19 protein-coding genes are annotated in these 26,395 nt (G+C 41.2%); 7 read left to right on the top strand and 12 right to left on the bottom strand.

All coding sequences use genetic code 11. From position 1 onward, the window contains the following. Positions 1-3: 3 nt before the first annotated feature. The 10 genes from PARA125_RS02875 to PARA125_RS02830 all read right to left on the bottom strand — a co-directional run bounded on the left by PARA125_RS02875 (position 4) and on the right by PARA125_RS02830 (position 12,037). Entirely contained in the window at positions 4-1,380 is a 1,377-nt protein-coding gene (locus PARA125_RS02875) for an MBL fold metallo-hydrolase (protein WP_213157206.1), read from the bottom strand. Positions 1,381-1,480: 100 nt separating this feature from the next. Then, positions 1,481-2,470, bottom strand: coding sequence for a zinc-dependent alcohol dehydrogenase family protein (locus PARA125_RS02870; protein ID WP_213157514.1), 990 nt, complete (start codon positions 2,468-2,470; stop codon positions 1,481-1,483). Positions 2,471-2,474: 4 nt separating this feature from the next. Continuing rightward, positions 2,475-3,905 (bottom strand): RtcB family protein, encoded by a 1,431-nt coding sequence (locus tag PARA125_RS02865; RefSeq protein WP_213157205.1) that lies wholly within the window; start codon positions 3,903-3,905, stop codon positions 2,475-2,477. Then, complete coding sequence (locus tag PARA125_RS02860; protein WP_213157204.1) at positions 3,898-4,695, bottom strand: hypothetical protein; 798 nt, start codon at positions 4,693-4,695, stop codon at positions 3,898-3,900. The genes PARA125_RS02865 and PARA125_RS02860 overlap by 8 nt, the downstream gene beginning before the upstream one ends. Beyond that, positions 4,688-7,333, bottom strand: a complete 2,646-nt coding sequence (pepN, locus tag PARA125_RS02855) for an aminopeptidase N (RefSeq protein WP_213157203.1) — start codon at positions 7,331-7,333, stop codon at positions 4,688-4,690. Before pepN ends, PARA125_RS02860 begins: the two co-directional genes overlap by 8 nt. Before the next feature lie 18 nt (positions 7,334-7,351). Next, positions 7,352-8,335 carry a hypothetical protein gene (locus PARA125_RS02850; protein WP_213157202.1) on the bottom strand — a complete coding sequence of 328 codons (984 nt, stop codon included), beginning with the start codon at positions 8,333-8,335 and terminating at the stop codon, positions 7,352-7,354. A gap of 128 nt (positions 8,336-8,463) precedes the next feature. Then, positions 8,464-9,189, bottom strand: a complete 726-nt coding sequence (locus PARA125_RS02845; RefSeq protein ID WP_249274141.1) for an outer membrane beta-barrel protein — start codon at positions 9,187-9,189, stop codon at positions 8,464-8,466. 330 nt (positions 9,190-9,519) lie between these two features. Beyond that, a complete protein-coding gene (locus tag PARA125_RS02840) occupies positions 9,520-10,578 on the bottom strand; it encodes an inorganic phosphate transporter (protein WP_213157201.1) in 1,059 nt (352 codons plus the stop codon). Positions 10,579-10,580: 2 nt separating this feature from the next. Next, entirely contained in the window at positions 10,581-11,204 is a 624-nt protein-coding gene (locus PARA125_RS02835) for a DUF47 domain-containing protein (protein WP_213157200.1), read from the bottom strand. Between the two features lie 425 nt (positions 11,205-11,629). Beyond that, entirely contained in the window at positions 11,630-12,037 is a 408-nt protein-coding gene (locus tag PARA125_RS02830) for an acyl-CoA thioesterase (protein WP_213157199.1), read from the bottom strand. Positions 12,038-12,250: 213 nt separating this feature from the next. Between PARA125_RS02830 and PARA125_RS02825 the strand changes: the two genes are divergently transcribed. From PARA125_RS02825 to PARA125_RS02805, 5 genes are all read left to right on the top strand, one after another. Continuing rightward, positions 12,251-13,333, top strand: a complete 1,083-nt coding sequence (locus tag PARA125_RS02825; protein ID WP_213157198.1) for a thiamine pyrophosphate-dependent dehydrogenase E1 component subunit alpha — start codon at positions 12,251-12,253, stop codon at positions 13,331-13,333. A 4-nt stretch (positions 13,334-13,337) separates the two neighbouring features. Further along, positions 13,338-14,315 (top strand): alpha-ketoacid dehydrogenase subunit beta, encoded by a 978-nt coding sequence (locus tag PARA125_RS02820; protein WP_213157197.1) that lies wholly within the window; start codon positions 13,338-13,340, stop codon positions 14,313-14,315. A 9-nt stretch (positions 14,316-14,324) separates the two neighbouring features. Further along, a complete protein-coding gene (locus PARA125_RS02815) occupies positions 14,325-15,533 on the top strand; it encodes a dihydrolipoamide acetyltransferase family protein (RefSeq protein ID WP_249274140.1) in 1,209 nt (402 codons plus the stop codon). Positions 15,534-15,591: 58 nt separating this feature from the next. Beyond that, the gene (locus PARA125_RS02810; RefSeq protein WP_213157196.1) at positions 15,592-17,271 is read left to right on the top strand and encodes a hypothetical protein; all 1,680 of its coding nucleotides are present in this window, start codon (positions 15,592-15,594) and stop codon (positions 17,269-17,271) included. Positions 17,272-17,409: 138 nt separating this feature from the next. Further along, positions 17,410-18,900, top strand: coding sequence for a hypothetical protein (locus PARA125_RS02805; protein ID WP_213157195.1), 1,491 nt, complete (start codon positions 17,410-17,412; stop codon positions 18,898-18,900). A 56-nt stretch (positions 18,901-18,956) separates the two neighbouring features. Here the strand turns inward: PARA125_RS02805 and PARA125_RS02800 are convergent, their stop codons facing one another. Further along, complete coding sequence (locus tag PARA125_RS02800; RefSeq protein WP_213157194.1) at positions 18,957-21,896, bottom strand: insulinase family protein; 2,940 nt, start codon at positions 21,894-21,896, stop codon at positions 18,957-18,959. A 567-nt stretch (positions 21,897-22,463) separates the two neighbouring features. Between PARA125_RS02800 and PARA125_RS02795 the strand changes: the two genes are divergently transcribed. Together PARA125_RS02795 and folE are read left to right on the top strand one after the other, a co-directional pair. Further along, on the top strand, positions 22,464-22,919 hold the full coding sequence (locus tag PARA125_RS02795; RefSeq protein WP_213157193.1) for a 6-pyruvoyl trahydropterin synthase family protein: 456 nt from the start codon (positions 22,464-22,466) through the stop codon (positions 22,917-22,919). Between the two features lie 11 nt (positions 22,920-22,930). Continuing rightward, a complete protein-coding gene (gene folE, locus PARA125_RS02790; protein WP_213157192.1) occupies positions 22,931-23,608 on the top strand; it encodes a GTP cyclohydrolase I FolE in 678 nt (225 codons plus the stop codon). Between the two features lie 67 nt (positions 23,609-23,675). Here the strand turns inward: folE and PARA125_RS02785 are convergent, their stop codons facing one another. Further along, on the bottom strand, positions 23,676-26,327 hold the full coding sequence (locus PARA125_RS02785) for a DEAD/DEAH box helicase (RefSeq protein ID WP_213157191.1): 2,652 nt from the start codon (positions 26,325-26,327) through the stop codon (positions 23,676-23,678). Positions 26,328-26,395: the final 68 nt, after the last annotated feature.

Raw genomic sequence — 26,395 nt, 5'->3', positions numbered from 1 at the left:
CGTTTAATCCTCCGATTTTATAATAGGTAATAAGGCCTTTTTCCAAGCTTGCATCCCCCCTTTAATACTAGCTAAGTGGATAAATCCCTTTCTTTTTGCGAGAGAAGCTGCAATTGAAGAGCGATAACCGCTACCGCAAATCATAAGAAGGGGCTTGTCTGGAGAAAGCTCAAGCTCTTCTTTAGCAAAAAGCGCTAAAGGAATATGAAGCGCTCCTGCTATATGTCCTTGATCCCACTCCTCACGAGTTCGCACATCAATGATAGGCTCATTAGGATTAAAATGGACATTCTGGGGAAGCATTAAAGGAAAAGAATCCTTCATGGATGGGGCTAGCAATTCCTCTTGCCACATCATATAACCGATCACATGATCTAAGCCAATCAACCTAAGCAGCTTCAAAGCTTGGACACAAGTTTCGATATCAGGGGTGACAAGCGCAAGGGGAGAGTCTGCAAGCAGAATTTCAGCTGCCCACTTAGTGAAAGAAAGCCCAAAAGGAATATTAATAGATCCTTTTACAAATGATTGGGCGAACGCTTCTTGGTCTCTAAGGTCTACGACAACCAGGCCGGGTGAATGCAATTCCTGAGCTTCTAACCGGCGAGGAGGAACAAGCGATTGAATTAAATCCGCCCCTTTAACATTTAACTGTTTTAAACGAGAAAAATAACTAGGCGCCGGAGGCATTCCCTCTAATAATTGTTTAATCCACATTTCTTCTGCTTGGGGGATCAAGTGAGGATTTGTGCGTTTTTCCTCCCCTAGAATGAGAAGACTTTTATCGGCAATGTTTTTTCCACAAAAAGAGCCTGCCCCATGCGCCGGATAAACGGGTAGATGATCGGGTAAATCCCTTAAAACATGAAAAGCGCTTTGGTAAAGCAGTTTGGCTAGTTCAAAAAGTTTGCTTTGCCCTAAAAGGTCTGGGCGACCCAGCGAACCTCCTAAAAGAAAATCCCCTGAGAATACAGCCAGGGGAGAATCCTGCTTTAAAATAAGCCACATGATATGTTCAGGAGTATGCCCAGGTACGTACCAGGCTTGTAAAGCCAAATGACCAAGGTTGAGTATTTCGCGATCTTTTGCAATCAGGCGATCAGCATAACGAGGTTGCCATTCTTCCCCCCCTAGCCCCGAACAGACAATCACAGGCTTTTTTTGCAAATGGTGCTTAAGTTCTTTTGCTCCCGAGACAAAATCTGCATGCACATGCGTTTCCAATATGTAGGTCACTTGAACCTTTTCTTCTTCAATTAACGCAAGTAAAGGCTCAATATTTCGAGCAGGGTCCACGACGGCAGCTTGCTGTGTCTCTTCATCAATGATGAGGTAAGTATGAATTGATAAATTTGGATTTTCGCTTTTTTTTATTTTCATTGCTAATTGAAACAATTATAAAATAAATAGATAAACAAATACATGCATGGTAGTTAAATAATCATTTATAATCAACAATAAAAATCAAATAAATTTTAATTTATTCTTTGATTCGTAGGACTACAGAGCCGTTCACTTTTCCCTGTTTTAAATCATCCAAAGCCTGGTTAGCTTTTTCTAAAGGATAAACATTTATTTGACTATGAATCGGAACTTTGGGTGCTAACTCTAAAAATTCCTTGCCATCTTGTCTAGTGAGGTTGGTCACTGAGCAGATCATCCTTTCCCCATAGAGAAGAGAATAAGGAAATGAGGGAATATCACTCATATGAATGCCTGCACAGACAACCCTTCCCCCTTTGGCCACCGCTTTTAAAGCTGCCAGAGCCAAGCTTCCTACAGGCGCAAATATAATCGCAGCATCTAGCTGAACAGGAGGCAATTCATCAGAACTACCTGCCCAAATCGCCCCCAATTGCTTGGCAAAAGCCTGGGTTTTTTCATCCCCAGAACGTGTAAAAACATAGACGCTTTTTCCTTGGTAAACTGCTAACTGAGTCATTAAATGCGCAGAAGAGCCAAATCCATAAAATCCTAACTTTTTAGCCTCTCCACTCATTCTTAAAGCCCTGTATCCAATCAAACCTCCACATAACAAGGGAGCAGCCTGTAGGGAAGAAAATTCAACAGGAATAGAAAAGCAAAAGGATTCATTCGCCACGGCATATTCAGCAAAGCCCCCTTGAAGTTGATAACCTGTAAAGCTTCCATGATCGCAAAGATTTTCACGTCCAGAAAGACAATATTCGCAGGCATTACAGCAACCCCCCACCCAAGGCACGCCAATTCGATCCCCAGCTTTAAAATTTTTAACTTCGCTTCCCACCTTTGTCACTATCCCTACAATTTGGTGCCCTAAGATGAGCGGAAGATGGGGCTGAGTGAGCTCCCCATCTCGAATGTGCAGGTCGGTTCGGCATACGCCACAAGCTTCTACCTGTACAAGAATCTGTGTAGAGGTAGGCTCGGGAATCGCAAGAGTAACACGTTTGAGTGGAGTTCCGGGTTTCTCAAGTACCATAGCCCGCATCATATCATCCCTTAATGACGAGTGAAGGTTTTAATCGGGCTACTTTATCGGCAAGCCCAGCTTCCTGTACCGCATCTACAACGCTGTCTACATCTTTGTAAGCATCAGGCATTTCCTCAGCAATCGTACGAGGAGAATGGGCTTTAACAAGAATCCCTTGTTCTTTCATATAATGAAGCGGATTTTTTTGTTTCCACAACTTCAAGGATTGGATACGGCTTTTTGCTCTCCCTGCTCCATGACATGCACTACACCACGTCAAAGGATTTCCCCTCCCCACCATGAGATGGCTGGCTCTTCCCATATCTCCTGGAACTAAAACAGGCTGTCCTGTTTGTTGAAAAAGAGAGTTAAGCTCCGCGGTCCCCTTCCCAAAAGCTCGCGTGGCTCCTTTGCGGTGGACACAAAGTTTGCGCATTTCCCCTTTGATTTCATGCATTTCAAATTTAGCGATATTATGGCAAACGTCATAAAGCAACCGAATTTCTTCAGGTGAAATTTGGCATGTTTCTGAAAAGCTTTGCCTAACAGCATGTAAAATTTGCTGTCGATTATTGAAAGCGTAATTTGCAGCAGCTGCCATCGCTTTGAAATAGTTTCGGCCTGCCTCGCTCTGAATAGGGGCTGCCACAAGCTGCCGATCGGGCAATCCTTTGGCATACCCTTGCTTGAGAAAATCATCCAAAGAGTCTTGACAAACCTGATGTCCAAAGCCGCGAGAGCCCGAATGAATCAAAATGTAGGTCTGCCCCTCTTCCACCTCCCAAGCTTTGGCAAGCTCTGGGAGGAAAATTTTTTGAATTTCTCCAATTTCCACAAAATGATTTCCTGAACCGATGGACCCCAACTGACTTTCTCCCCTCTTGCGCGCTTGCACGGACACAGCCTCTAACCCCCCGCCTGCAATAAAACCCTGGCTCTCCATACCTTCTAAATCTTCCTCGAAGCCATAACCCTGCTCAATCGACCACTTTGCTCCCTTGCCGATAAGCTCTCGATAATCTTTATCTGAAAGCTTTTTTTTAATCTTAGAAAAACCATGCCCAAAGCCTGAGGGCACATGCTTAAAAATTGCATTTAAGAGGGCCTCTTTAGTGCGAGAAGAAAGCTGTTTGAAGGGCAGAGGAACTAACGCTAAGCGAACTCCACAATTGATGTCATAGCCTACTCCTCCGGGGCTGATTACCCCTGTCTCCGCATCCGTGGCAGCCACTCCTCCAATAGGAAATCCATATCCCCAATGAATATCGGGCATTGCCACGCTATAGCCTACAATACCTGGAAGGTGAGCCACATGGCGGACTTGTTCTAGGGGTTTTTCAAAATCTCCTTCCCGTATCAACTCCTCTGTCGCAATCACTAATCCAGGAACAAGCATTCCCTCTTCTTGAGGTAAAAGGTAGGTGGCAGGTTGGATTTTTTTTAGATTATACATCGACAATCATCTCCCATTCTAAAAAGTGGTTTTTAGACTCCCGAATTTCTCCGTGTAAGCTGACAGCTTTGAAAGGGCATCCTAACTCCCCATCGGCCCGTGTAATCCCTGCATTTAAATGCCTAATGATTTCTTCTAAAGAATAAATGACGCTCAGGGGAGGGAAAAACAAGTGGATGGGAGGAAAAAGAAAAGATAAAGCAGCCTGAGCATGCATACAGAGATCGGAAAGTGTCGCTCCTCTTATACAAAAGGCGACATCTGCGGTGTGTTCCAGTTCTTCAAAGGGAGGAATTAAAGGATAACTCCACCGAGAGACATAATTTAAGTTTCCAAGACTTTCATAAAGATGGATCGCTTTCAAAACTATAGGAAAAGGTTTGAAAGATTTTCGCCAAACTTGAAAAGAAAAAGGGGCACGCGCAATGGTGATATGGGGAAGAAAAGATTCTCGCTCCCGAAATTTGAAACCCTGCTTTTGCAACCAATCTATAAGTTTTTTTTGATATTCTTCAACCAATTGACTGCATGCTACATGCCAAGCCACCACACGCGGATGCTGCTTAGGGAGGAAAGTGAGCCGATCAGCATACCCAAGTAAGCCATATTGGAAGCTAGGCTTAGGAAAAGTGGGCAGCAGGGTGTTAACCTTCTGCCCTTCTACATTTCCTAAAAATGCTAAAGTCATATGCCTACAAGATTCCTCTAAAACTCTCCCTGCTGGCAAATCTGCGGGCCAGGGAGCTTCTGCTTCAAATCCAAAAAATAGGCGCTGTGCTTGTTTAGCCATTTTGGTCTGATTTCAAAGTTTTATACACGATTTCATAGACGTTATTGGAGATATTTTTATGGGCCAAAATTCTTTCTAACTGCTCCTTCATCGCTTTTTTTCTTAAAAAATCGAGCTTAGCATATTTTTTAAATCCCCCCGCTAGTTTAGCAGCCATCTGCGAGTTTATGGGATCCAGATAAAGGATAGTATCTGCTAAAAATGCATACCCTTCTCCATTATTGGCATTAAAGTGCACATGGTTATCCATAAAGCTGACAAAAAGCGCTCGCACAAGGTTTGGCACTTTAAAATCAAATGGAGGAGCTTTTGTCAGTGCTTTCACTCTTTCTAAGGCTCCATCTAATTTGCAAAATGCTTGTACGCTTAACCATTTGCACATAACCAGAGGATCATGCTTCCACCGCTCGTAGAATTGATCTAAGGCTTTTTGGCGCACAGGAGAATCGATCTGATTAAGTAAAGCGAGGGCCGAGAAGTGATCTGTCATATTCTTGGCTTTTAGAAACTGCTGTTCACAAAGCTGCGTAAATTCTGGTTTGTAAGTAGCCGAAAGATAAAATAAGCAGAGGTTTTTCAAGGCTCGATTGCCTACAGAAACTGCATCAAACGTGTATTCTACATCTGAATGGCATTCTTTATAAGTATTTAGCAATTCCTCTTCATAACGGGTCGCTAATTCCAAGATGGCAAATTCCCGCATCAGATGGACAGCATCGAAGTCAATTTCTTTTTGCTTTTGGTGCAGCATTTCCTCACTTGGCAAAGATAAGAGCCTTGCTTTGAGGGCTTTATCTAATGAAGGATCTGCCAAGGTTTTTCCAAACGCCCCCATAAAGTCCTCATCCATCATGGGGTCAAGTCCTTCATGCAAATCTTCTACCATTTCTAAAAGCACTTGTGTGGCCAACGTTTGGCTAGCATCCCAACGATTAAACTGGTTAGGATCATAGGCCATCAAAAGCGCATAATCGCGACGGCTATAGGGGGCTGCCAAAGTAATGGGAGCCGTAAAATCCCGATTGACTGAAGGGATGGGCTTACTGAATACATCTTCAAAAATAAAAGTCTCTTTTGCTTGAGAAATACACAGCACTGCTTCCGTCATCTTCTCCGAGCTGTTTGGTGGGATAAAAGAAAGGCTTTCCCCTTTATCGTTTAACAATCCCACTTTAAATGGAAAGTAAAAAGGGAGCTTTTCACTTCCATCTGGGGTGGGCGCACAAGACTGCTCAACCGTCATTTCAAAGCGTTTATTTGCAGCGTCATATTTAAAGCTTAGATCTAAGTGAGGAGTGCCACTTTGGGTATACCAGCGCTTAAATTGGGTCGTTAGGTCTTTCCCCGAAGCCCATTCCATGGCATGCACAAAATCATCCGTCGTGACAGCTTGACCGTCATAAAGCTCAAAATACCGATCGATTCCTCTGCGGAAATTTTCTTTTCCAATCAGCGTACGGATCATCCGAATGACTTCCGCCCCTTTCTTATACACGGTCGTTGTATAAAAATTGTTAATCTGAATATAAGAGCTTGGCTTAATGGGGTGAGCCATAGGTCCCGCATCTTCAGCAAATTGCAATTCGCGCAAAGCTTGTACATCTTCTATGCGGTGGACCGACCCTCTATCGGCAGAAAACTCTTGATCCCGAAAAACGGTTAATCCTTCTTTTAAAGTCAATTGAAACCAATCGCGGCAGGTGATTCGATTGCCTGTCCAGTTATGAAAGTATTCGTGGGCAATTACTTTTTCAACGCGTGTAAAATTATCATCGGTGGCTGATGCAGCATCCGCCATGACGCAATTGGTATTGAAGATATTCAGCCCCTTGTTTTCCATAGCGCCCATATTAAAGGAGTCGACCGCCACGATCATATAAATGTCCAAATCGTATTCTAAGCCAAAAACATCTTCATCCCATTTCATCGAGTAAATCAAAGATTGCATCGCATGTTGGCATTTGGACTCATTCCCTTTATCGCAGTAAATCTTTAAATCTACTTTTCTTCCAGAGCGGGTCGTGTAAACATCCTCTACACACCCTAAATCGCCTGCCACTAAGGCAAATAAATAGCATGGTTTTGCAAACGGATCTTCCCATTGCGCCCAATGTTTGCCCCCAACTAGATCCCCTTTTCCAATCAAATTTCCATTAGATAAAAGCAAAGGAAAACGCTCCTTATTGGCCACAATTGTGGTGGTATATTTAGACATGACATCGGGGCGATCTAGAAAATAGGTAATCCGTCTGAAACCTTCAGGCTCATTCTGGGTACAAAAAATCCCACCGGATTTATAGAGTCCATCTAAGGCTGTGTTTGCTTGCGGGTTGATTTGCGTCACAATTTCCAAAATACAAGAGGCAGGAAGGAAAGGAATGGTTAACCTTTTTTCATCCAACTGGTATTGAGATTCTGCAAGGGGCTTACCATCAACCTTGATAGAGAGGAGTTGCATAGATTCTCCGTTCAACACCAGAGGAGCTCCTTTTCCTATTTCTGATTGCTTGATAAAAAGCTTGGAAGCAACTGTTGTTTTTTCATCTTCTAGCTCAAAATGGAGATCAACTGTTTCGATCAAATAATCTGGGGGTCTATAGTCAGCTAAATAAATAGGCTTGGGAGCATCACTTTTCATGGATCTACTTTTGGTTTGTTAAAATTCTACGGGTTTTAATAATTCTAAACGTTTTTGTTTCATCGAATGAGTACAAGCTTGGCTCACATGTTTAATGAAATAATCATCATCTTCTATTGCCTGAAGCATGTCGACGATAACTAGATTATGTGTCTGCATCAAATCTCGGGCAGATAAGGAGCGGCCAGACCGGATATCAATCGAATGCACGCTGTTTTGTGACTCGAGTGAAAGAGTATGACCCCCAAAGAAAATTGCAATCGTATGAGGATCCTCCAAATCGATCGGAAATAATTTTTCCGGGGCTGTATTTTCTCGCTGCACGTTCCATTCCTCTCTCTTATCTTGCAAACCTGTGCTGCATATTTTAAAAAATTGATAAATTTCTTGAAGCGAGGTAATAGGCCTTGGCCTATTTTCAAGAAACAGGGATCGATTTTCAAAGCGCGCATAATTTTTAATAAAATCACATCCCAATTGTTTATTAATAGCTTGCACAACCTGTTGTAACTCATTCCCAAAAGCCCGAATTTGCAAAGTAAAGGGTATTCTTTGATTTTGCAAATGTCGAATCATTTTAAAAAAAGAAGGGAAGATTTGAAGGAGCTCGGCAAAATCCAATTGGCTTAAACAATAGCGATATTCAGCTAAAACCTGATTTTTGATGGGATAGGCTGAGGCCTGAATAAAATCCAAAAAATGAAAAAGTTTTTGGCGTCTTTTTTCTTTAAGTTGAGAACTCTGTTTATCTCCAGGTAGAAGGTAGCGATAGACATATTCTTGATAAGAGATCGGCTCGGCGACTGTTTCGCTCCATTTTTCTTTGTACTTATACGCCAGGGCCTGATTGATTGTATCTTTTACCGTTTTTCCAGCAACTCGATCTGAAGCGATGATCGTTTCCTTTAAATCGAAATGCAAGATGAGGCGCTCAGCGTAGCTGTGCTCAAAAAAGGATAAGAAGATGGAGAGATAAAGGAGTATACCTAACCCGATTCTCATGACAACCGTCCTTTAAGCGTTAACAATAGAACTCAAAAAAGCACTATAGCTTATTTGCTGCTAATAGTCATGAGAAAAAGAAAATTTCCCAAAAGCTCTTTCGAGCTTTTGGGGAGCGCAATTTTTCACTAAAACCAGTAGGCTAGGCCAACTTTAGCGCCATATCCGCGAATCCCGTGCTTTTCTTCACTCAGACTACGGTTATAAGCTGCTCCGGCATTGATAGAAACTTTTTCAGACAAATCGTATTCTAACATCGCCGCATAACTTGGGCCACTCGTGTGATCTTTACTTTTCAACCGTTGGTTAAGTGCCGGTTGCTTAATGGTGGTATGCGTACGACTCCAGGAGTACTGAACTTGACCAGACACTCTTAGATCAGGCCTGATACGATAAGTGGCTTCCATACTGATATAGGGAGAATAGGAGCGAAATCTTTCTTTAAAAATGAAGTTGTAGCCTTGAACAGGCATCTTAAAGGTAGTACGTGTGAAAGAATAGCCAATCCCTACAGCAGGGGTTAGAACCCATTTATCGCCAATAGGAAAACAATGCCCAACGCCTAAACTTGCTGTAAATAAATCCCCTTGGTTTGCTCCATACAAAACGCTCGGCTTTACACACCAGCCGTCTTTAACGATTATAGAGGCATCTGCTTTGTACGCAATCAGGTCCATTCTTTTCACAGTGCGGTTAGAATTCAAGACATCGATATGCACATAAGCTGGGCCAAAATCCACCTTTCCCCAAACTTTTGCGTGAATTTTTTGCTGGCTTACCACCCCTAAAAGGAGGGCAAGGACCAAAAATCGGGCAACTTTATTCAAGTTTAATCCGCTTGTTTCTCTCATCATGATTTCCTCATTAAAAATCAGGTGTATGAAGTTTTAGAATAGGTATACATTTTTAAACATTAGGAAAATTAAAATCCAGAAAATTCAGCATTTTAGATAAACCAAAAGGATAGCAAAACAATTAACAATAAAAGGGGAATTCTTTAATTTTTAATATCCGCTTCTTGTAAAAATCCCGAGAGTGTTTTTTTATAGCTTAAAATCTATACAGCAAGGGATAGCACGAAACTATTTTCGAGAGCTTTATGTAGGCGTATAGGAAGATTCAAGCAGAAAATTAAATGGGAGAACTAGCCTTAAAGTTTTTATGCTTAGAAAATTAGGCGAGGTTTAGTTAAGCATTGCCGCCGCACCTTTGAGAATTCCCTCATTTTTACCGAAAACATGCAAGTGCAAAAATGAAAGGCAAATTGCTACCCCTGCCGTGCTGGGAATGGTTAAAATCCATGCTATCATCATTTGAAAAACGATTTTCCATTTGATTGAGGAAAGCTTTTTTCCCACAGACCCTACTCCCATAATGGCTCCCGTCATGGTTTGGGTGGAAGATACTGGAACCCCTAAAGAGGTAGCCAAAAAAAGAGTCATTGCTCCAGCAGATTCTGCGCAAAAGCCCCCTGCAGCCCGAATCTTGGCTATTTTCATTCCCATCGTTTTGACAATACGCCATCCCCCTAAAGCCGTTCCCAAGCTGAGAGCCGCTTGGCAAAAAAGAATAATCCAAAGCGTGTCTAGATTGAAAAGAGAAAGCTTAACATTAGGTTCTAATAAACCAGCTGCCACCAAAATAGCTAAAATGATCCCCATAGTCTTTTGGGCATCATTTGCCCCATGCGCTAATGAATAAAAAGCTGCTGAAATAAGCTGTCCCTTTCGAAATCCTCTCTCCAGTTGAGAAGGGCTGCATCGGTAAAAAATCCTACACAGGCAAACCATCAGAATCGACCCCACGAAAAACCCTAGAAAAGGTCCAAGCACAATAAAGAAAAAGATCTCGCTTAACTTCTCCCAATCTAGGACATGCCAGCCTGCATGTGCTAGCCCAGCCCCTGCATACCCCCCAATTAAAGCATGGGAAGAGCTTGAAGGAATACTCAAAAACCAAGTGAATGCATTCCATAAAATAGCGCTGCTAATTCCTATCAAAACCACCAAAACATAGTCGCTTTGGCTGGGCTCAATCTTGACCATTTTAGACATTGTTTCAGCAACACGGGGTACAAATAAAAAAATGGCCGCAAAATTAAAACCAGCAGCCCAAAAAATGGCTGTCCTTGGCTTAAGAACGCGTGTGGAGACAGCCGTTGCAATCGAATTAGCAGCGTCATGCACCCCATTGACAAAGTCAAAAATTAAAGCGCAAATAACCGCGACGATAACCCAGATCATTTTCAAGAATTCTCCATTAAAATACCTTCTACGATATTGGCAACTTCTTCACATTGGTCAATGGTTTTTTCTAAGATTTCATACATCTCTTTCCACTTTATGACAGACAAAGGATCCAGCTCTTCCTCGAAAAGGCGCCCCATCGCATGTCTGAAAGTCATATCCCCTTCGTCCTCTAAAGCATCAATGACAGAACAATGTTGCTTGATTTCTGTATGCTTCATAAAGCGCAAATGTTTGATAGCCTTATAGAGTTCTTCTACGCACATTAAAAGAATGCGGGCCAAGTGCTCAAAATCGGCTCTCATTTCCCGTATTTTAAAAATTATCAGCGACTCAACCGCTTCTTCAATTCCATCTATCACCCCATCTAGCCAAGTTATTAGCTTGTGAATATCTTCTCGATTAATAGGGGTTAAAAATGTTTGGTGTAAATCCTCAATACAGGCTTGGGTTAACTCATCTGCCTTATGTTCAAGAGCTTGAATAGAGAGAGAGTAATGCTTGGGATCTTCGTTATCTTTGACAAGGGTGTAAAATTTTTGCGTAGCTTCCAAGGTTAAATCGACAAGCTTTTCAAAAAACTCAAAAAAACGGGTCTCGTTAGGAATTAGATTCGAAAACATAAAAACTTGCCCCAATGGTTGATGCTTATTGCTTATTTTTTTTTGACATTTTTACAAAAAAAGATAAATACAAATTTTTAAAAAACTCATAACTAGGCAATTAGAGGGCACTTTTACCTTTCTTATGGAAGAGAGTGGAATTTAACGGCCAAAGTTAAAAGAGGGCGATTGAAGTGCATAAAGATAGGCAATTCAAAGGATTGCATGAATCGAAAGGGGAAAGTCCCACTTGGCAAGGCAATTTCTGTTGAAAAGGTTGAATAGGGGAAACAGCTGAAAATGCAGCCAGAAGAGAAATGCTTAAAGGCCCCCTTCTTCAATTAGACAATTTAAGTTACTTTCCTATCTACTCAGATCTTTCTGGAGTTTTTAGCCATCAACCGCCTGAGAGATCACCTTATTTTCAGAGCAAATGGAATTAGTATTCACCTAACCAAATGCTTTTCTAAAATGGATCTGAATTGCAAAGGAATTTCAATTTTCTTTCGCGTGGTTGCATCTAATGTCACGTGAACAGTCTTGGCTGTGCCGACTAATTCTTTATCTTCTTTGTAAATGCGATAAACTACACTAAACGAGCTTGTTCCCACTCGTTCAATATTAAGGTGCACTTCGAGCTTATTGCCTACCTGCAAGGAGGCCAGATAGTCCGCTTCCGCATGCACAATCACAAAGATAAAGTTTTCGTGATGGAAAACTTGATTAAATCCCAGCCCCTCTGATTCCGCCCAATCTTCTAAAGCATCATGCGCAAATCGAAATTGGCGTGGAAAATACAAAATTCCCGCCATATCGGTATCATGCATACGGACCTTATTATAACTAATGTACATCTAGTCTTCTCATTGTGGAAAGTTAAAAGAGTCTTTTGGTGTAGCATAAGCGTTAGAAATCTTTCAAGATTTTTTAAAATGAAGGGAAGCGTGGCGCAATCCCCTCTGGTTCCAGCCATCGAAAGGTTCAAGCGAGCAGTTCCCACTCTTGTGCGAATAATAAAAATCGGTTATTTTTTAGCGTGTTTATAAAAAAGGACATTTAAAAACGACATGCAAATCTCCACAATTTCCTATTTAAATGAAAATGGCGTTCTATCTAGAGAGTGTCAGCATTCTATACCCGAGGAGGTATTAGTCCGCGGTTACGAAACAATGCTTTTGACGCGCAGTATTGATGAACGGATGATTACTCTTCAACGCCAAGGTAGCGTGTCATTTGCATTAAGCTCCTCAGGGGAAGAAGCTTGTGCCGTAGCTAGCGCAGCAGCTTTAAGTATGGAAGATTGGATGTATCCTCAATACCGGGAAGTGGGGGTCATGTTTTGGAGGGGATACACCGTTCAACAATATTTACACCATATGTTTGGCAATAACGAGGACATGATTCTTGGTAGGCAGATGCCAAATCACTTTGGATCCAAAGCCTTAAATGTTGTTCCCGTTTCCTCTCCTATTGGGACACAAATTCCCCACGCAGCCGGTTGTGCCTATGCAATGAAAATACACCAAGAAAAAGCCATTGCGATTGCTTACTTTGGTGAAGGAGCAACATCTGAAGGAGATTTTCATGTGGGCCTCAATTTTGCAGCGGTACGGAAGGTGCCCGCTATTTTCTTTTGCCGCAATAATGGGTATGCCATTTCAACTCCTTGCGCAAATCAATTTGCCTCTGACGGCATTTATCCCAAAGGAATTGGCTATGGAGTTCAAGCTTTTCGGGTGGATGGAAACGATTTTTTTGCTATCCATGAAACAGTGTCTAAAGCGAAACAACTTTGCCTAGAAGGAAAAGGCCCCATTTTGATTGAAGCTATGACTTATCGGCTAGGAGCTCATTCCACTTCAGATGATCCTAGCCGTTACCGTGCGGAAGAGGAAGCTAAAGCCTGGGAAACTAAATGCCCCATTCGCAGATTGCGCTTATATCTGGAATCAAAAAAACTTTGGAATACTCAAAAAGAAGAAGCTTTTCTTGCTAAAAGCAAAAAAGAGATCGATGAGGCTATCGAAACGGCTAAAAAAACTGAACCCCCTCCCCTCTCCTCTTTAATTAGAGACGTTTATTTTGAAATCCCGCAACGCTTAAAAGAAGAATTCCAAGCTATCAACCAATTGTATGGGGAAAGAGGATAGATCCATGCCCGAAATGAACCTTATCCAAGCGTTAAATCAAACCTTGCATCAACAATTTGCCAAAGAGGACCGTTTGGTGACATTTGGCGAAGATGTGGGTCCGTTTGGGGGCGTTTTCCGCGTAACCGCTGGCCTACACGAAGCTTTTGGGGATGACCGTTGTTTTAACACCCCTCTTGCCGAACAAGGAATTATTGGAGTGGGGATAGGGATGGCCCAGAAGGGCTTAAAACCTATTTGTGAAATCCAATTTGCCGATTACATTTTTCCCGCTTATGACCAAATTGTGAATGAGCTCGCTAAAATGCGCTACCGCACGGCCGGGCAATACACTGCATCCTTAGTGATCCGCACACCATACGGAGGAGGAATCCATGGGGGACATTACCATTCTCAATCTCCTGAAACCCAATTTTTGTCTATTCCTGGGCTTGTGGTCATTTTTGCCTCTTCACCCTATGATGCAAAGGGCCTTTTAACTGCAGCTATTCATTCAAAAGATCCTGTCATTTTCTTTGAACCCAAGCGTCTATATCGAGCGATAAAAGAAGAGGTCCCTGCAGAAGAATATACTATTCCCATAGGGAAAGCGGCCATTGCCAGGATGGGAAAAGAGGTGACCTTAATTGGGTGGGGGGCGCAACACCAACAAAATATGGAGGCAGCCCATAAACTTGCCCAAGAACACCATATAGATGTAGAAGTCATCAACTTACGTACCTTGAACCCCCTGGATATTCCCTGTATTGTCAACTCTGTCCAAAAGACAGGTCGCTGTGTTGTCGCGCACGAAGCCCCCTTAACAGCGGGATTTGGAGCCGAGATTGCTGCCACAATTATGGAACAATGTTTTTTAAGCCTACAAGCGCCTATAAAGAGATGTTGTGGCTTAGACACTCCCTTTCCTCATACGCTTGAACACGCCTATTTACCCGATGCTCATCGCGTAATCCAAGCCGTTCTCGAAACCATGCATTATTAAGCCGAGGCCATGATGGAAAAAATATTTACAGTAACGCTTCCCGATATTGGAGAAGGTGTAGTAGAAGGGGAAGTCATCGAATGGATAAAAGAATTAAATACCAAGCTTGAGCAAGATGAACCTGTTGTCATTGTCATGACAGATAAGGCCACGGTGGAGCTTCCCGCTCCCTATCCTGGAAAGCTTGTAAAAATATATTATCAACCTGGAGAAATAGCCATTAGAGGTAAACCTCTATACGATATTGAACTGGATGAAGCTCTGTCTTGCCTGCCCACACAACAAAAGAGTGAGCAGATTGTAAATCTCCCCCTTGTTCAAAAAAAAGCAGAAGCAAAAATTGCGACTTGCGCACAGGGGAAGGCACTTGCTACTCCAGCTACCCGCAAGATAGCTCGCGATTTAGGACTCGACTTAAGCCTTATTCAAGGGAGCGGATCGCATGGGGAAGTCACGTTTGAGGATATTAAACGCCATTATTCTCACTCTCAGGCAAAAGCCGTTCCTCCCCTTGCTTTTCCAGACGATCAGATCGAGCCCCTGATAGGTATTCGGCAGCTAATGGCTCAAAAGATGGCCCTTTCCAAACGTTTCATTCCCCATTTTTCTTATTTCGAACAAGTGGAAGCCACCCGTTTGGTTAAACTTCGCCAAAAAGTAAAAGAAGAGGCAGCTAAAGAAAAAATCCATGTCACCTACATGCCTTTTTTGATTCGAGCTCTTTCTTTAACTCTGAAGCAATACCCCCTCTTTAATAGCTCTTTAGAACCCGAAAATCAACACCTCCGCATTCATCAACCACACAATATCGGGATTGCCATGGCCACAAAATTAGGGCTTATTGTGGCTGTCCTCAAACATGTGGAGAAGATGTCCTTAGCCCAAATCGTCAGAGCATACGAACAACTAAAAAACCGAGCTGTCCAAAATCGCCTTTCTCCCAACGATATGAAAGATTCCACCATCACAATTAGTAATTTTGGGGTGTTAGGAGGAGGAGGTTTGTGGGCTACCCCCATTATTAACTACCCTGAAGCAGCGATCCTAGCTGTCTCAAAGATTCAAAAGCAACCGCTTGTTATCAACGGATCTTTAGAATTGCGGGATACTTTGAATTTATCTTGGAGCTTTGATCACCGAATCATCGATGGGGATATGGCCGCCGCTTTTTCCCACTATTACGCTACCCTTATTCAAAATCCGGCTCCCCTTTTATAATTCAACTTAAATATATTTCCTATTTCTCTTATTATGGCCTTAAAAAGGAGTAAATAAGATGTCGGATATTTTCCTTAACTGCGCAAAATTAAATCCCTCTTATGTACAGTCTGCTTTAGGCGTTAAACTTTCCCAACTTCCCACTTTTTTCCGCTCTCCCTCAACCAGCCTCTTGCGAGAGAAAATCAATCGCATTTGGCATTTTATGCTCACCGGAATTTGGATTAATAAAAGCAAAATTGACAACCTTCTCCGCCTGGGTCAATTTCAAGCTATCCCGCTTTTCCCCAAGAAAAAAACTTTTATCCCCAGAACCTATATTTATGGCAATCCTGTGCTTAAAAAGTTTCCTCAATTTCAAGCTTTTAAAGTAAAACCTGCCGCTATTCCACACCCCCCTCCTCCTCCTCCCAAAAAACCGCCTTCTATCAAAAAGGGGGATCTTCTATTTACCCAACTACTCGCAGAATTTAAAGCTAACCCCACGACTTGTTTCAGGAAGTGTCTTCCTTTAAAGGCTGCTTTGCGCTCTTCTAACTCCGATCTGATGGGTGCCTTGATTGACGCAGGGTTTCCCTACCTAGATGAAAGGGGGGAAATGCGCGAATCCTTCCGCAAAATCTTGCTTGCCAATGCGTCTCCAGAAGTTTTGGAATTATTTATTAAAAATAAAAAGCTAGATCTACAACTTAATTCCCCCAAAGGCGCTTATCATATCTTGGAATTAGAAGGAAAAAAGGATCATTTAGAGGCTTTTCATCGCCATGAGATAAAACGAGAAGAGTATTTAGACTGGATTAGGCAAAAATTTTTGGCGCATCGGTTCGATGTAAGTGTGCAAGAAAATCAGAGCTTGGAATCGTTTCACCCTATCCAAACGCTTTCAGAAATGTTCGAATCTCTTCGCGCCTTTTTTAAACATTTCCCTGAGCATTATTCCGAATTAACAGCAGAGGCTCGGCAACAAGTCCTGGATGCCTTTGAACAGGCCGCAAAAGAGGCTCGCACAGACCACCCCTCCATTCATACAAGTCGCTTGGCAAGATACGAGCAAGGAAAAATTATATTGATTTCAGCAGGCTGGAATACTCACGCCCTTTACCGGCTAGCCTATAAAAAAGTGTTTCTTGAATGTAACCGAGGTGCTCAATTTGAAGAAGAATCTCCTCCGGGGATCCAAATTTATGCAATCGAGCAGCTAAACATACAAGCCTTAGAGCAAGCGCAAACTAAACCCTCCTTGGGGGAGGCTCACCAGGAAACGATCCAGCTTTATCAAAATTTAAAAGCTCAAAAAATCCTCAATTTTAAATATAAAAATTACGAAAAAGGAATATGTGCCTGGGCGGGTCTTAAAACAGCCTTTCGCGGGATGTTATTTATTCTGATTGCCGAAAATTTGCAAAACAGGGGCTTCGTGTCCACCCAAGCAATTAAGCAGGCCCAACGTCTTGCAAATAAAATTTATAAAAGCTGGTCTGCGTGGGATCGCGAACAAGCGCTTTTGCAGGCCCTGCGCCACTATGAAGCTTCTGCAAAAATCGACCCCAATCTTCCCCCTCTGTTGAGAGAAATTCGAAAAAAGTTCGGAGGATCGAAAGAAACAAAAAAAATAATGAGACTTTTCTTTTTGTCTCCACAATTTAAAGAAGCCCTTCAAAAATCTAAAGAAAATCTTCGGAAAGCTAAAGAAAAGCGCCAAAATGAACGGCAATCCTCCTGCTTTTCCCCTAAGTAGTCCTTTTTATGCCATTTCTGCAATATTTAAGGGCTCCATCAAAATTAAAAAAAAATTTGACGTTACTTTAAAATAACAAGTTTCCATATAATAGAAGGCATTTTTACAAGAATATTTATCTTATAAGGATGTTTATTTATGGCAGAAATTAATACCATTCACACTCTTTTTTCTAAACAACATTGGAAAACACCCTTTACAATTAAAGCCAACCTTCAGATGCCTGATGGAACAACTCGCACAGTAACAGCTGGTTTTAGCAAAAAAGCAAAAGTGACGATTATTACCCTCTTGGGTTTAACCCTTTTACCCTCTTTTGGCCTCAATATCCTGGTCATCATGCCTATGTTGGCCTATTTAAAACAAAAAAAAATCAACCAAAAGATTAAAAAATTAGGGTCCCCTTCCCCCACCCCCCCTTCTCCAATTCCACCTTCATCAAATACCCAATCTTTATTGCCAGATCCAGGCCCCTTGCCCCCTCCCCCAGCAACAGGTATCACGGTAGGAATACCAAACGTGGGAAATACCTGCTGGCTCAACGCCGTTTTAAAGATGCTTGCATGTGATCCAAACTTTGATGAAATTTATAATCAAAAAGAGTTTCCTCCCTTCTCTTTTGGAATCCCTGCCAATGCTAAAGAAGAGGTAAAAAGAGCATTAATTCAACACCAAACCCAACAAATTCAAGAACTACAACGCACCTTAAAAGTAGTGATCTATCAACTTCGCACACAATCCACAGGCAAGCTTGATATAAACCTCTGCCTACGTTTAGTTGACGCCCTTCCTATTTTAATGCCTGAGCAAAATATTCATAAATTAGAACAGCAAGAAGCCGCGGAGGCATTAAATTTGATTCAAGCTCGTTTTGGGTGGCCAAATACAGAGGGAATCGATCAAGACAATCCCACTAAAGAGACGAAAAGAAGATTACTTCGCTCTCTTAATCTGTATGAATTTCAAGGGCCGGGACCTGAAATGATTAAATATGCCTCTTTAAAACATTTTGGCACCCCTACCGTTACTCTAACTTTTACACCTGAGGAAGCAAATAAATTAGAACGGCTAGATATTGGCCAATATTATTATAACGAACACGCCCATGCGATTGACGTTCCATCTGATTTTGACCTCACGACCCTGCAAGCAACCCACATTGAAAAATCTTATCTGCTCAAGCAGATATTTATTAATCTCCCCGAACATCTCTATATCAATCTTCAAAGAAATCTTTTGGATGCACAAGGGAGAATGAAAAAGAATACGCGCAGTATTCAAGTGGATGAATGTGGCACCTTAGAATTAATGGAGCATGACCCCGGACAAATTGGAGTTTTGAAAGATGGCAAAACTTTAGCTATCATGCAAAAGTGCATTTGCGTATATGAAATTGCTACTGCCATTATCCACCATGGAGGAGAAGGGGGAGGACATTACACCTGTGTCGAAAAAACCCTCGACGGACGCTATTTTTATCACAACGATAGCTCTGTCTCCGAGTATACATCTGAACAAGCATTGAAGCTCTGTGCACAAGCAGCCTATTTAGGTTTAAGGCTTGTCAGAAAAATCCCAGCAAGTGGCTTTAATCCCTCTTCATCAGAGCAACTCCTCTACGCCTATTAAATTGCCGAAAGCCATCCTCAGGCTTTCGGTTCTACCTTATAACTTAAAACGCAGGGTTAGAGAGCTTCTTCAGCAGACGTATACGTGCTCTGTTGCTTTAATTCTTTTACAGAACTGATCGGCTTATAATCCAGAATGCTTCCATCCGGTTGGGCTCCTTTTAAAAGAATACCCAAACGCCTTTTGTTTTTTTTACTAAGCACAGAATTCGCATAATCGAGGCATTCTTCATAAGTGAGAGCTTGCAAAGCATGAATCCTTTTATCTATCCATTGGAAATCAGCTTGGTAGTCTGTTACCATCCATTTCAATACTTTGCCCATCTCTACAAGGCTTTTCGGCGGTTCTTGCAAATCAGCTAATAAAGAAGATTTAATCGCTAAAAATTGCTCTTCACGCAGCTCAGATCTTTTTAATTCTTGTAAGAAATCTTCGATAAATAGTTCAAAACGCGCGAGTAGATCCCGGGGATTATGCGTATTGGATTGCACCGCAAAAAAGTTGAACAGATGGTGTTTAATTTCCTCTGCTGAGGAGGATACAATGTAACCTGTTTGCTGCTTTGTGCGCAGGGTAGAAAAGAAGGATTCTTTCATGGACTGCATTAAAACTTGCTGGGCAGCGCGCGAGGTTAAGGAAAAGGGTTCGCTCTCTATAGCTAGTATCACCGCATTGCCTTGCGAGCTTGTTTCACAATCGATATAAAAAGGGCCTTCTTGGTTAGACAAGGCGATAACTTCTACCTCTGGACGCTCGTTTTTCAGATAAGTTTCGCCGGAAAACTGTTCTGAAACGGTTCTTGCACATTTTTCTGCCTCGCCTAGGGACATATTTCCATACAAAACTCCTTCAATAAAGACTTGTTCAAAGAGCTTTTTCCGATAAGCATTAAATTGCTCATAAGTCACGTTTTGAATCGCCGCAGCTTTTTGTTTTTGCATAGTAAAACTTTTATACAAAACCTCTTTCAACCATTCAAAAGCTTGTTTAATCGGCATTTCGCAATTGAAATTCAAGTACTGACGCAATAACATATCTTTATAAAGATTAAAGTTTTCTTTTGTTGTTTGCCCATTTTTTAAAGCGTCTAAAATTGTTTCAAAAAGCTTAAGAGCATTCTCACTGTACCCATCTAATGTGACAGAAATCCCATTCCACTCTTGATTGATTGTATAGTTCAGTCCCGCTAATTTTGCTGTATAACTTAAGGGATTTAAGGTTTCCGTTACACTTTTTACCGCTAAATCTGCCATTGCGATTTTCACGGGATCGTCCATCATCACCTCCGGCGTGCGAAATTGAAAAAACCAGTAAACTTTTGGTTCTTGATAACGTTCATCGGGGGCAAAATAGACAGTTGCCTTCTGATTATCTAGAATTTTCGTAGGCTGAGGAAGGTAAGCTGAATCCTGCAATTTAACTTTGGGATTTTGAATTCCTAAATGATGAGGGATAAATGGATTAGGTTCAGGGGCCTCTATAGCAGGATGGGGCTCAGCATCCTTCCATTCTTTCAAAACTTCTTCTGGGATGGAACGTATGGCAAAGGGAGCTCCCAACCATTTTTCCTTTTGGTCAGGTGGCACTTGCGTTTCTTCCGAAGGCGCAATCACATGCATTTCACAATTTTCTGGCGTCAAGGCACTTAAAAATTCTTGAATCAAATCTGGCTGGTAGGAAGTAATGATTTGCGACTTTTCTGGATAGGTTTCCAAAGGCTCATGAATAATCCATTGGATGTGTTGCATAAGTTGGAGGAATTCATCTTCTCTCGATTGGTATTGGTAGTTTAATGTTTCTGAGCGCTTTACTTCATCAAATATATATTCAGGAACGCCTTTTGCTGCGAGAGTAGCAATTGCTTGGAAACAACGCAAGATGACCGTGTTAATTTTTTGCAGCCCCTCTTGAGTTAAGTCTACCTCTAGATAAAATTCAAAGAGTTTTTCACCTGATTTTACTCCCCCGCAGCGCAATCCTTCTGCAAGCTTTTCTCTTTTTAGCTGGGCAAGAAGACTTTTTTGCCCCTCATGCCCTAAAATGAAGCATACAATATCCTCAGGTTTTCCATCTTGCATCTCTGCAAACTTGGCAGGTAACTCCCACAGCAATGTAATCGAACGGAGATTTTTAAGAGGCTCTTCATAAATCATTTTACCCCGATTAGCAGGTAAGAAAGCTGGCAGGACGGTACTAAAGGGTATTTTACGCAAATTGGGAATGTCAGAAAAGTTTTGGACTGCTAGCTGCGTAAGTTTTTCGAGAGGTTGGTTTGAATAGAGGATCAATTTCATCAAATTAGCGCTGTAATGAGTCTGATACCACGAGATAAGGGTTTCGCGCGTCACATTTTTTAAAGTTTCGCTGTTCCCGATGTTAAATTTAGAATTGGGGTGCTCGGGGTTTTGTAAAGCTTTGCGTACAAATAAAAATCGAAAATCATCATTCTCTAAATTTTTAGCGTATTCTTGATCGATTGCTTTCAGTTCTCTCTCTACTCCAGAAGGATTGAAAAGGGGTTCTTTGAAAAATTGAACAAAACGATCCACAGCTTGATCAAAAGCGGGATTATTAATGGTAAATAAATAACCCGTAGCATTATTAGCAGTAAAAGCGTTGTAAGTTCCCCCATTTTCGCTGATAAAACGGCTATATTCAGATTCAATAGGATATTTTTTTGTTCCTAAAAACAACATATGCTCGAGAAAATGGGCAATCCCTGGGTACTCTTTTGGGTCTTCCCAGCTCCCTACTTTTACACTTAAAGCAGCCCCTGATTTTGCTGCTAAAGGATCAGAAATGAGGTAAGCTTCTAAGCCATTCTTTAAGCGAATCTTTAGTGTTTTCCTTTCAAAAAAGGTGGGAGTCAAGAGAGGGATTTTTGCTCGATCTTTTATAAGGGTATAAGAAGAAGAATCTTCTCCATATAGCAAGCAAGATGACCATCCAAAAATTCCCACAATTAATAGACCTTTGAGACACCAATTATTCCACATTCTTCACCCTTGTCCTTTTGTGTTGAAAACACTTATCTTCTCCCGTTTCTATAAAAACTCTCAAGCAAAACAATTTTATTTGCTAAATTTGTCTTTAATAAAGAGACACAAAACCAAATTTTTTCTTTAATTTTATCTTTTTTTACCTCCTTTTCCTCTTTTTATAAATTTTATACGTTTTTTGGTTGATTTAAATTTTTGATTTTGTTTTTCTTTTTCGCATCAAATGGTTTAATTTCTTTAAGCTTTATTTGATACCCCAATTTTTTGTCCGACTAATTGGAAAAGGAGCATGCTCCCTTCTCAAATATTCGTCAAAGATTGGGCTATAAGCTAAGAGGCATGAATCCCCTAATTTGAGGATTTTTACATCCATTTACTTATAGTAAGCAAAAATTTTGTAGATCAAATAAGTCGAAAATGAAATAATTCATTTCACTTTAGGTATTTCTTCGCAAACTTTAATGATTATTTAGTTTAAATTGGAGAAATTTTTATTGATTGAATTGGAAAACCTTGGTAACTTGGACTCACTTCCATTGTTTTTTTTATGAACTTGAGCTCAAGATGAATAACCAACAGGTTTTTGTGAAAAATACAATCAAATGTATTCGAAAGTTGCATTTTTGTGCGGGGCATCGAGTCATGGATCATGAAGGTAAATGTGCAACAGTGCACGGGCATAACTACTATATCCACCTCGCTGCTGAAGCGCCTCACTTAGACTCTTTGGGAAGAATCATTGATTTCTCAGTTTTAAAAGATCGTATTGGATCTTGGATTGAGGAATATTGGGATCATAACTTCTTAGTGTATGAGCGAGACGAGAAAGTCGTGGAAATGCTGCGTAATATCCCAAGAAAAAAGGAACCTTTTATCTGCAAGTTTAACCCAACCGCCGAGAATATGGCAGAATATATACTCCGGGAAATCGGGCCCCTTATGCTTGAGGGGACGGGGGTGACAATTACAAAAGTCACATTATATGAGACAGATAATTGCTATGTAGAAGCCTATTTATAAGAAGGTGTAAAATGCTAGAATTAGATGAAAAAGTATTCTCAAATCCATTTATCAATGCCCATATGAATGATACGTGGGATGAAATTCCTTATCCCTGGAATGACAATCAATTAACGGATGAGGAAAAAATAAAAAAAATCGAATATTATTTCGAAAAAATCCTTTTAACTCTTGGAATGGATCTCGAAGACGATTCCATTAATAAAACTCCTCATCGCTATGCCAAGATGCTAGTGAAGGAGCTGTTTCCTGGGTTAAACCCCCATAATTTCCCCAAAATTACCACTCAGGAAAACAAATTTAATTATCGAAATATGCTACTTGAGTCTCATATTCGCATAAATAGTATGTGTGAACACCACTTCGTTCCCATTTTAGGTTATTGCCATATTGCTTATATCCCAAATGATCGAGTCATTGGCCTCTCCAAACTCAATCGAATCGCCCATTATTTTGCGAGAAGACCACAAGTACAAGAAAGGCTGACTAGACAAATTAAAGAATGTCTATGTTCTATCTTAAATACTCCCGATGTAGCCGTTGTGTTAGAAGCGACCCATTTTTGTGTAAAAATAAGAGGAGTAGAGGATCAGGATAGTTTAACCCGCACAAGCGACTTTGGAGGCCTTTTTGAAGAAGAAAGTTACCGCAAGCAGTTTTTAGAGGCTATTCCGAAAAACAAATCGTAAACTCTTGCGCACTATTTGTATGACAAGCATCTAGTGCGCCTGCTTTTTTGCAAGAGCTTATGCCCCTTCAAGAAAGTAAAAACTGAAAGTCTTCTGCGGATAACGGAGATTGGCTATCAGAGTCGTCAAATAGATTTTCAATCATTTGGCGCTTGTTTTCTTTTAATTTTAAAATTTTCTCCTCAATGCTTTCGAGGGTAATCAGCCGCTTAGCAATTACGGTAGCTTGGCGTCCAATCCTATGAGCGCGGTCAATCGCCTGATTTTCAATGGCTTCATTCCACCAAGGATCAAACAAATAGACATAATCAGCCGAGGTCAAATTTAATCCCACCCCACCTGCTTTTAAGCTGATGAGAAAAAAAGAGATCGAGGGGTCTTCCTGAAATTGGGTCACCACTTTCTCCCGATTCAGCGTATTGCCATCTAAATAAACAAACCGCCATCCTTTTTTTTGTAATTCTTTAGCAATCAATCCAAGCATGCGTGTAAATTGGCTGTATACCAGAGCTTTTTTTCCCTCTTCCGCTAATGTTTCTAAATCTTGGATCAATACCTCCAATTTTGCACTGGCTGCATATGTCCCTTCTTGAGCTGTCACTAAAAGCGGATGGCAACAAATCTGGCGCAAGCGCAAAATAGCTTCTAAAACTTCCATGCGATGTTTTGAAATCCCATCCAGCTTAACCTTTTTAAACAAATTACCCCGTATGCCACTCAAATAATCTTCATAAACTTGCCGTTGCTCAGCACCCATTTCAACCCATACTCTTTGTTCGATTTTGGCGGGTAAGTCCTTTGCAACTTCTTCTTTTTTTCGACGCATCAGGAAGGGGCGAATTTTCTTTTTAATTCTCTGTAAATACCTTAAGTCTCCTTCAGAAGCTTGCAAATCGTGTTGAAAGTCTTTTTCACTCCCCAAAAGTTCAGGCATTAAAAAGCGAAATTGGGACCATAATTCCCCCAGATGATTCTCAATAGGAGTTCCTGTAAGGGATAATCGAAATCGAGCTTTTAGTTGAATCAAGGATTGAGCCGTCAAAGTATGCGCATTCTTAATCGCTTGGGCTTCATCTAAAACAATTGCTTGGAAATCGATCTCCTTAAAAAAGGGCAGATCGATCCTTAGAGTCGCATAGGAGGTCAGAATAATCCCTTTTTTGTCCCACGCCTCCCATTGCTTAAGGCGATCGCCACCATGATAAATAAAGAGACTTTGTTTTTTTAAAAATTTCTCTATTTCTCTTTTCCAATTAAAAATCAAAGAAGTCGGCAAAACAATCAAAACAGGCATCGTAGGGTCTAACATCGATAAAAAAGCTAAAACCTGCACCGTTTTGCCTAATCCCATATCATCTGCTAAAACTCCATGAAAATTATGCTCGAACAAAAATTTTAGCCACTTTACCCCTGCTTCTTGGTAAGGACGCAAACTTCCGGTAAAATTTACTAAAGGTAAAGGTGTCGCTTCATTTAAGTTCAGTAAACCTTGCCGAAGTTGCGCAAAAGAGCGGTCTGTGGAAATGGAGTAAGGAGAGTCAAATAAATCTACAAGAGAGCCAAAATGACTTTTTTTCGTTTTAATGCCTCCCGCCACAATTTCTCCTTCTTCTGCTAAATCAGACAGGCCACTTTTATTAAAATTCTGAGGCAACAATCCCACTACCCCAGAGCCAATCGTGACAAAGTTTTCTCGGCGATTAAAAGCCCCCACCACAGCCCCTAAATCAGCTTCATAATTTTCAAAGCGCAATTTCCCCCGAATCAAAATTTCTTTATGGCCTGTTTGCAAGTCTAAAGTTCCACTCGAGTAATTTACCACTCTCTGCCCTCGAAAATCCCATACTGTCCAGCCTAACTCTAAAAGAAAGCTGAGGCTTTTAGGAACCTCTTCCAAGGGACAATAGTATTGAGAGGTCCCTACCTGCTTTTTTTGAAAACCTGTCTCGAGTAAATCTCCCTCCCATAAGCTCTCTGTTTTGAGATCTCGTGGAATGGAAGAACAACTCCTTTCTCCATACTGAATCCTGCTTTCTCCATAGCACATCCACAAATCCGCAAATGAACCCCATCGATCTTTTAAAATTAGGCAAGGGAGAGGCGACACTTCTTGAAAAAGAGCAAGGGATTCATTTTGAAAAAGGATTTTTGCTTCTTCTAGCCTGCTGTCTTCTCGAAACTCTTTTAAAAAGTTTTTTACCCATTCTGGGGAGGGCTTAATCAACATTTTCTGCAAATTTTTCCAGGAAACCTCTGTCGAGATGAGGCGCAAAAAATTTCCTCTAATAAACCAGTGCGGAGGGCCTCCCGTCACAAAATCACACTCTCGAATATCAAATTCCTCTTGAGACGTCTTAAGTTTACCCGAAACGGCTACTTCTGAGGCCTCCTCCACCACGTAATAAAACTCCACAGGAGTGAAAAAATCGGTAATCAACGCCCGATTATCAAAAAATAGACTTCCTGTAGCTGCTAAAAGCTTTAAGGCTTTTAAAGAAGAAAGGTTAGAAATTTTTATGATCCAAGGATTATTTTCGGAAGGGGTGCCCTCTTTTGCTAAAAAATGCAGCACCTCTTGTTCTACTTTCTCTTTTCCGACGGCTAGAGCAAGCAAGGAGGAAAATTTTGAAAGAGGAGCTCCATGATGATCTTCTACTTTGACTGAAAATCCGGACTCTTCTACTAAGCTTTTTCTTTGGATGGAAAATTTAAGTGACATTTAACCTTTTTAAAGCAAAAGTTGCAAAGCAAGCTAAATTTTACGGAAATTTCTATTTGTTGGAAACA

The sequence above is a fragment of the Parachlamydia sp. AcF125 genome, from assembly GCF_018342475.1.
Classification (GTDB): Bacteria; Chlamydiota; Chlamydiia; order Chlamydiales; family Parachlamydiaceae; genus Parachlamydia.
This window is presented reverse-complemented; position numbering and strand designations above follow the sequence as displayed.

Bases quoted from the DNA above. Each gene is read 5' to 3' on its own strand.
- PARA125_RS02875 (WP_213157206.1), bottom strand. From the start codon at position 1,380: ATGAAAATAAAAAAAAGCGAAAATCCAAATTTATCAATTCATACTTAC.
- PARA125_RS02870 (WP_213157514.1), bottom strand. From the start codon at position 2,470: ATGCGGGCTATGGTACTTGAGAAACCCGGAACTCCACTCAAACGTGTT.
- PARA125_RS02865 (WP_213157205.1), bottom strand. From the start codon at position 3,905: ATGTATAATCTAAAAAAAATCCAACCTGCCACCTACCTTTTACCTCAA.
- PARA125_RS02860 (WP_213157204.1), bottom strand. From the start codon at position 4,695: ATGGCTAAACAAGCACAGCGCCTATTTTTTGGATTTGAAGCAGAAGCT.
- pepN (WP_213157203.1), bottom strand. From the start codon at position 7,333: ATGAAAAGTGATGCTCCCAAGCCTATTTATTTAGCTGACTATAGACCC.
- PARA125_RS02850 (WP_213157202.1), bottom strand. From the start codon at position 8,335: ATGAGAATCGGGTTAGGTATACTCCTTTATCTCTCCATCTTCTTATCC.
- PARA125_RS02845 (WP_249274141.1), bottom strand. From the start codon at position 9,189: ATGATGAGAGAAACAAGCGGATTAAACTTGAATAAAGTTGCCCGATTT.
- PARA125_RS02840 (WP_213157201.1), bottom strand. From the start codon at position 10,578: ATGATCTGGGTTATCGTCGCGGTTATTTGCGCTTTAATTTTTGACTTT.
- PARA125_RS02835 (WP_213157200.1), bottom strand. From the start codon at position 11,204: ATGTTTTCGAATCTAATTCCTAACGAGACCCGTTTTTTTGAGTTTTTT.
- PARA125_RS02830 (WP_213157199.1), bottom strand. From the start codon at position 12,037: ATGTACATTAGTTATAATAAGGTCCGTATGCATGATACCGATATGGCG.
- PARA125_RS02825 (WP_213157198.1), top strand. From the start codon at position 12,251: ATGCAAATCTCCACAATTTCCTATTTAAATGAAAATGGCGTTCTATCT.
- PARA125_RS02820 (WP_213157197.1), top strand. From the start codon at position 13,338: ATGCCCGAAATGAACCTTATCCAAGCGTTAAATCAAACCTTGCATCAA.
- PARA125_RS02815 (WP_249274140.1), top strand. From the start codon at position 14,325: ATGATGGAAAAAATATTTACAGTAACGCTTCCCGATATTGGAGAAGGT.
- PARA125_RS02810 (WP_213157196.1), top strand. From the start codon at position 15,592: ATGTCGGATATTTTCCTTAACTGCGCAAAATTAAATCCCTCTTATGTA.
- PARA125_RS02805 (WP_213157195.1), top strand. From the start codon at position 17,410: ATGGCAGAAATTAATACCATTCACACTCTTTTTTCTAAACAACATTGG.
- PARA125_RS02800 (WP_213157194.1), bottom strand. From the start codon at position 21,896: ATGTGGAATAATTGGTGTCTCAAAGGTCTATTAATTGTGGGAATTTTT.
- PARA125_RS02795 (WP_213157193.1), top strand. From the start codon at position 22,464: ATGAATAACCAACAGGTTTTTGTGAAAAATACAATCAAATGTATTCGA.
- folE (WP_213157192.1), top strand. From the start codon at position 22,931: ATGCTAGAATTAGATGAAAAAGTATTCTCAAATCCATTTATCAATGCC.
- PARA125_RS02785 (WP_213157191.1), bottom strand. From the start codon at position 26,327: ATGTCACTTAAATTTTCCATCCAAAGAAAAAGCTTAGTAGAAGAGTCC.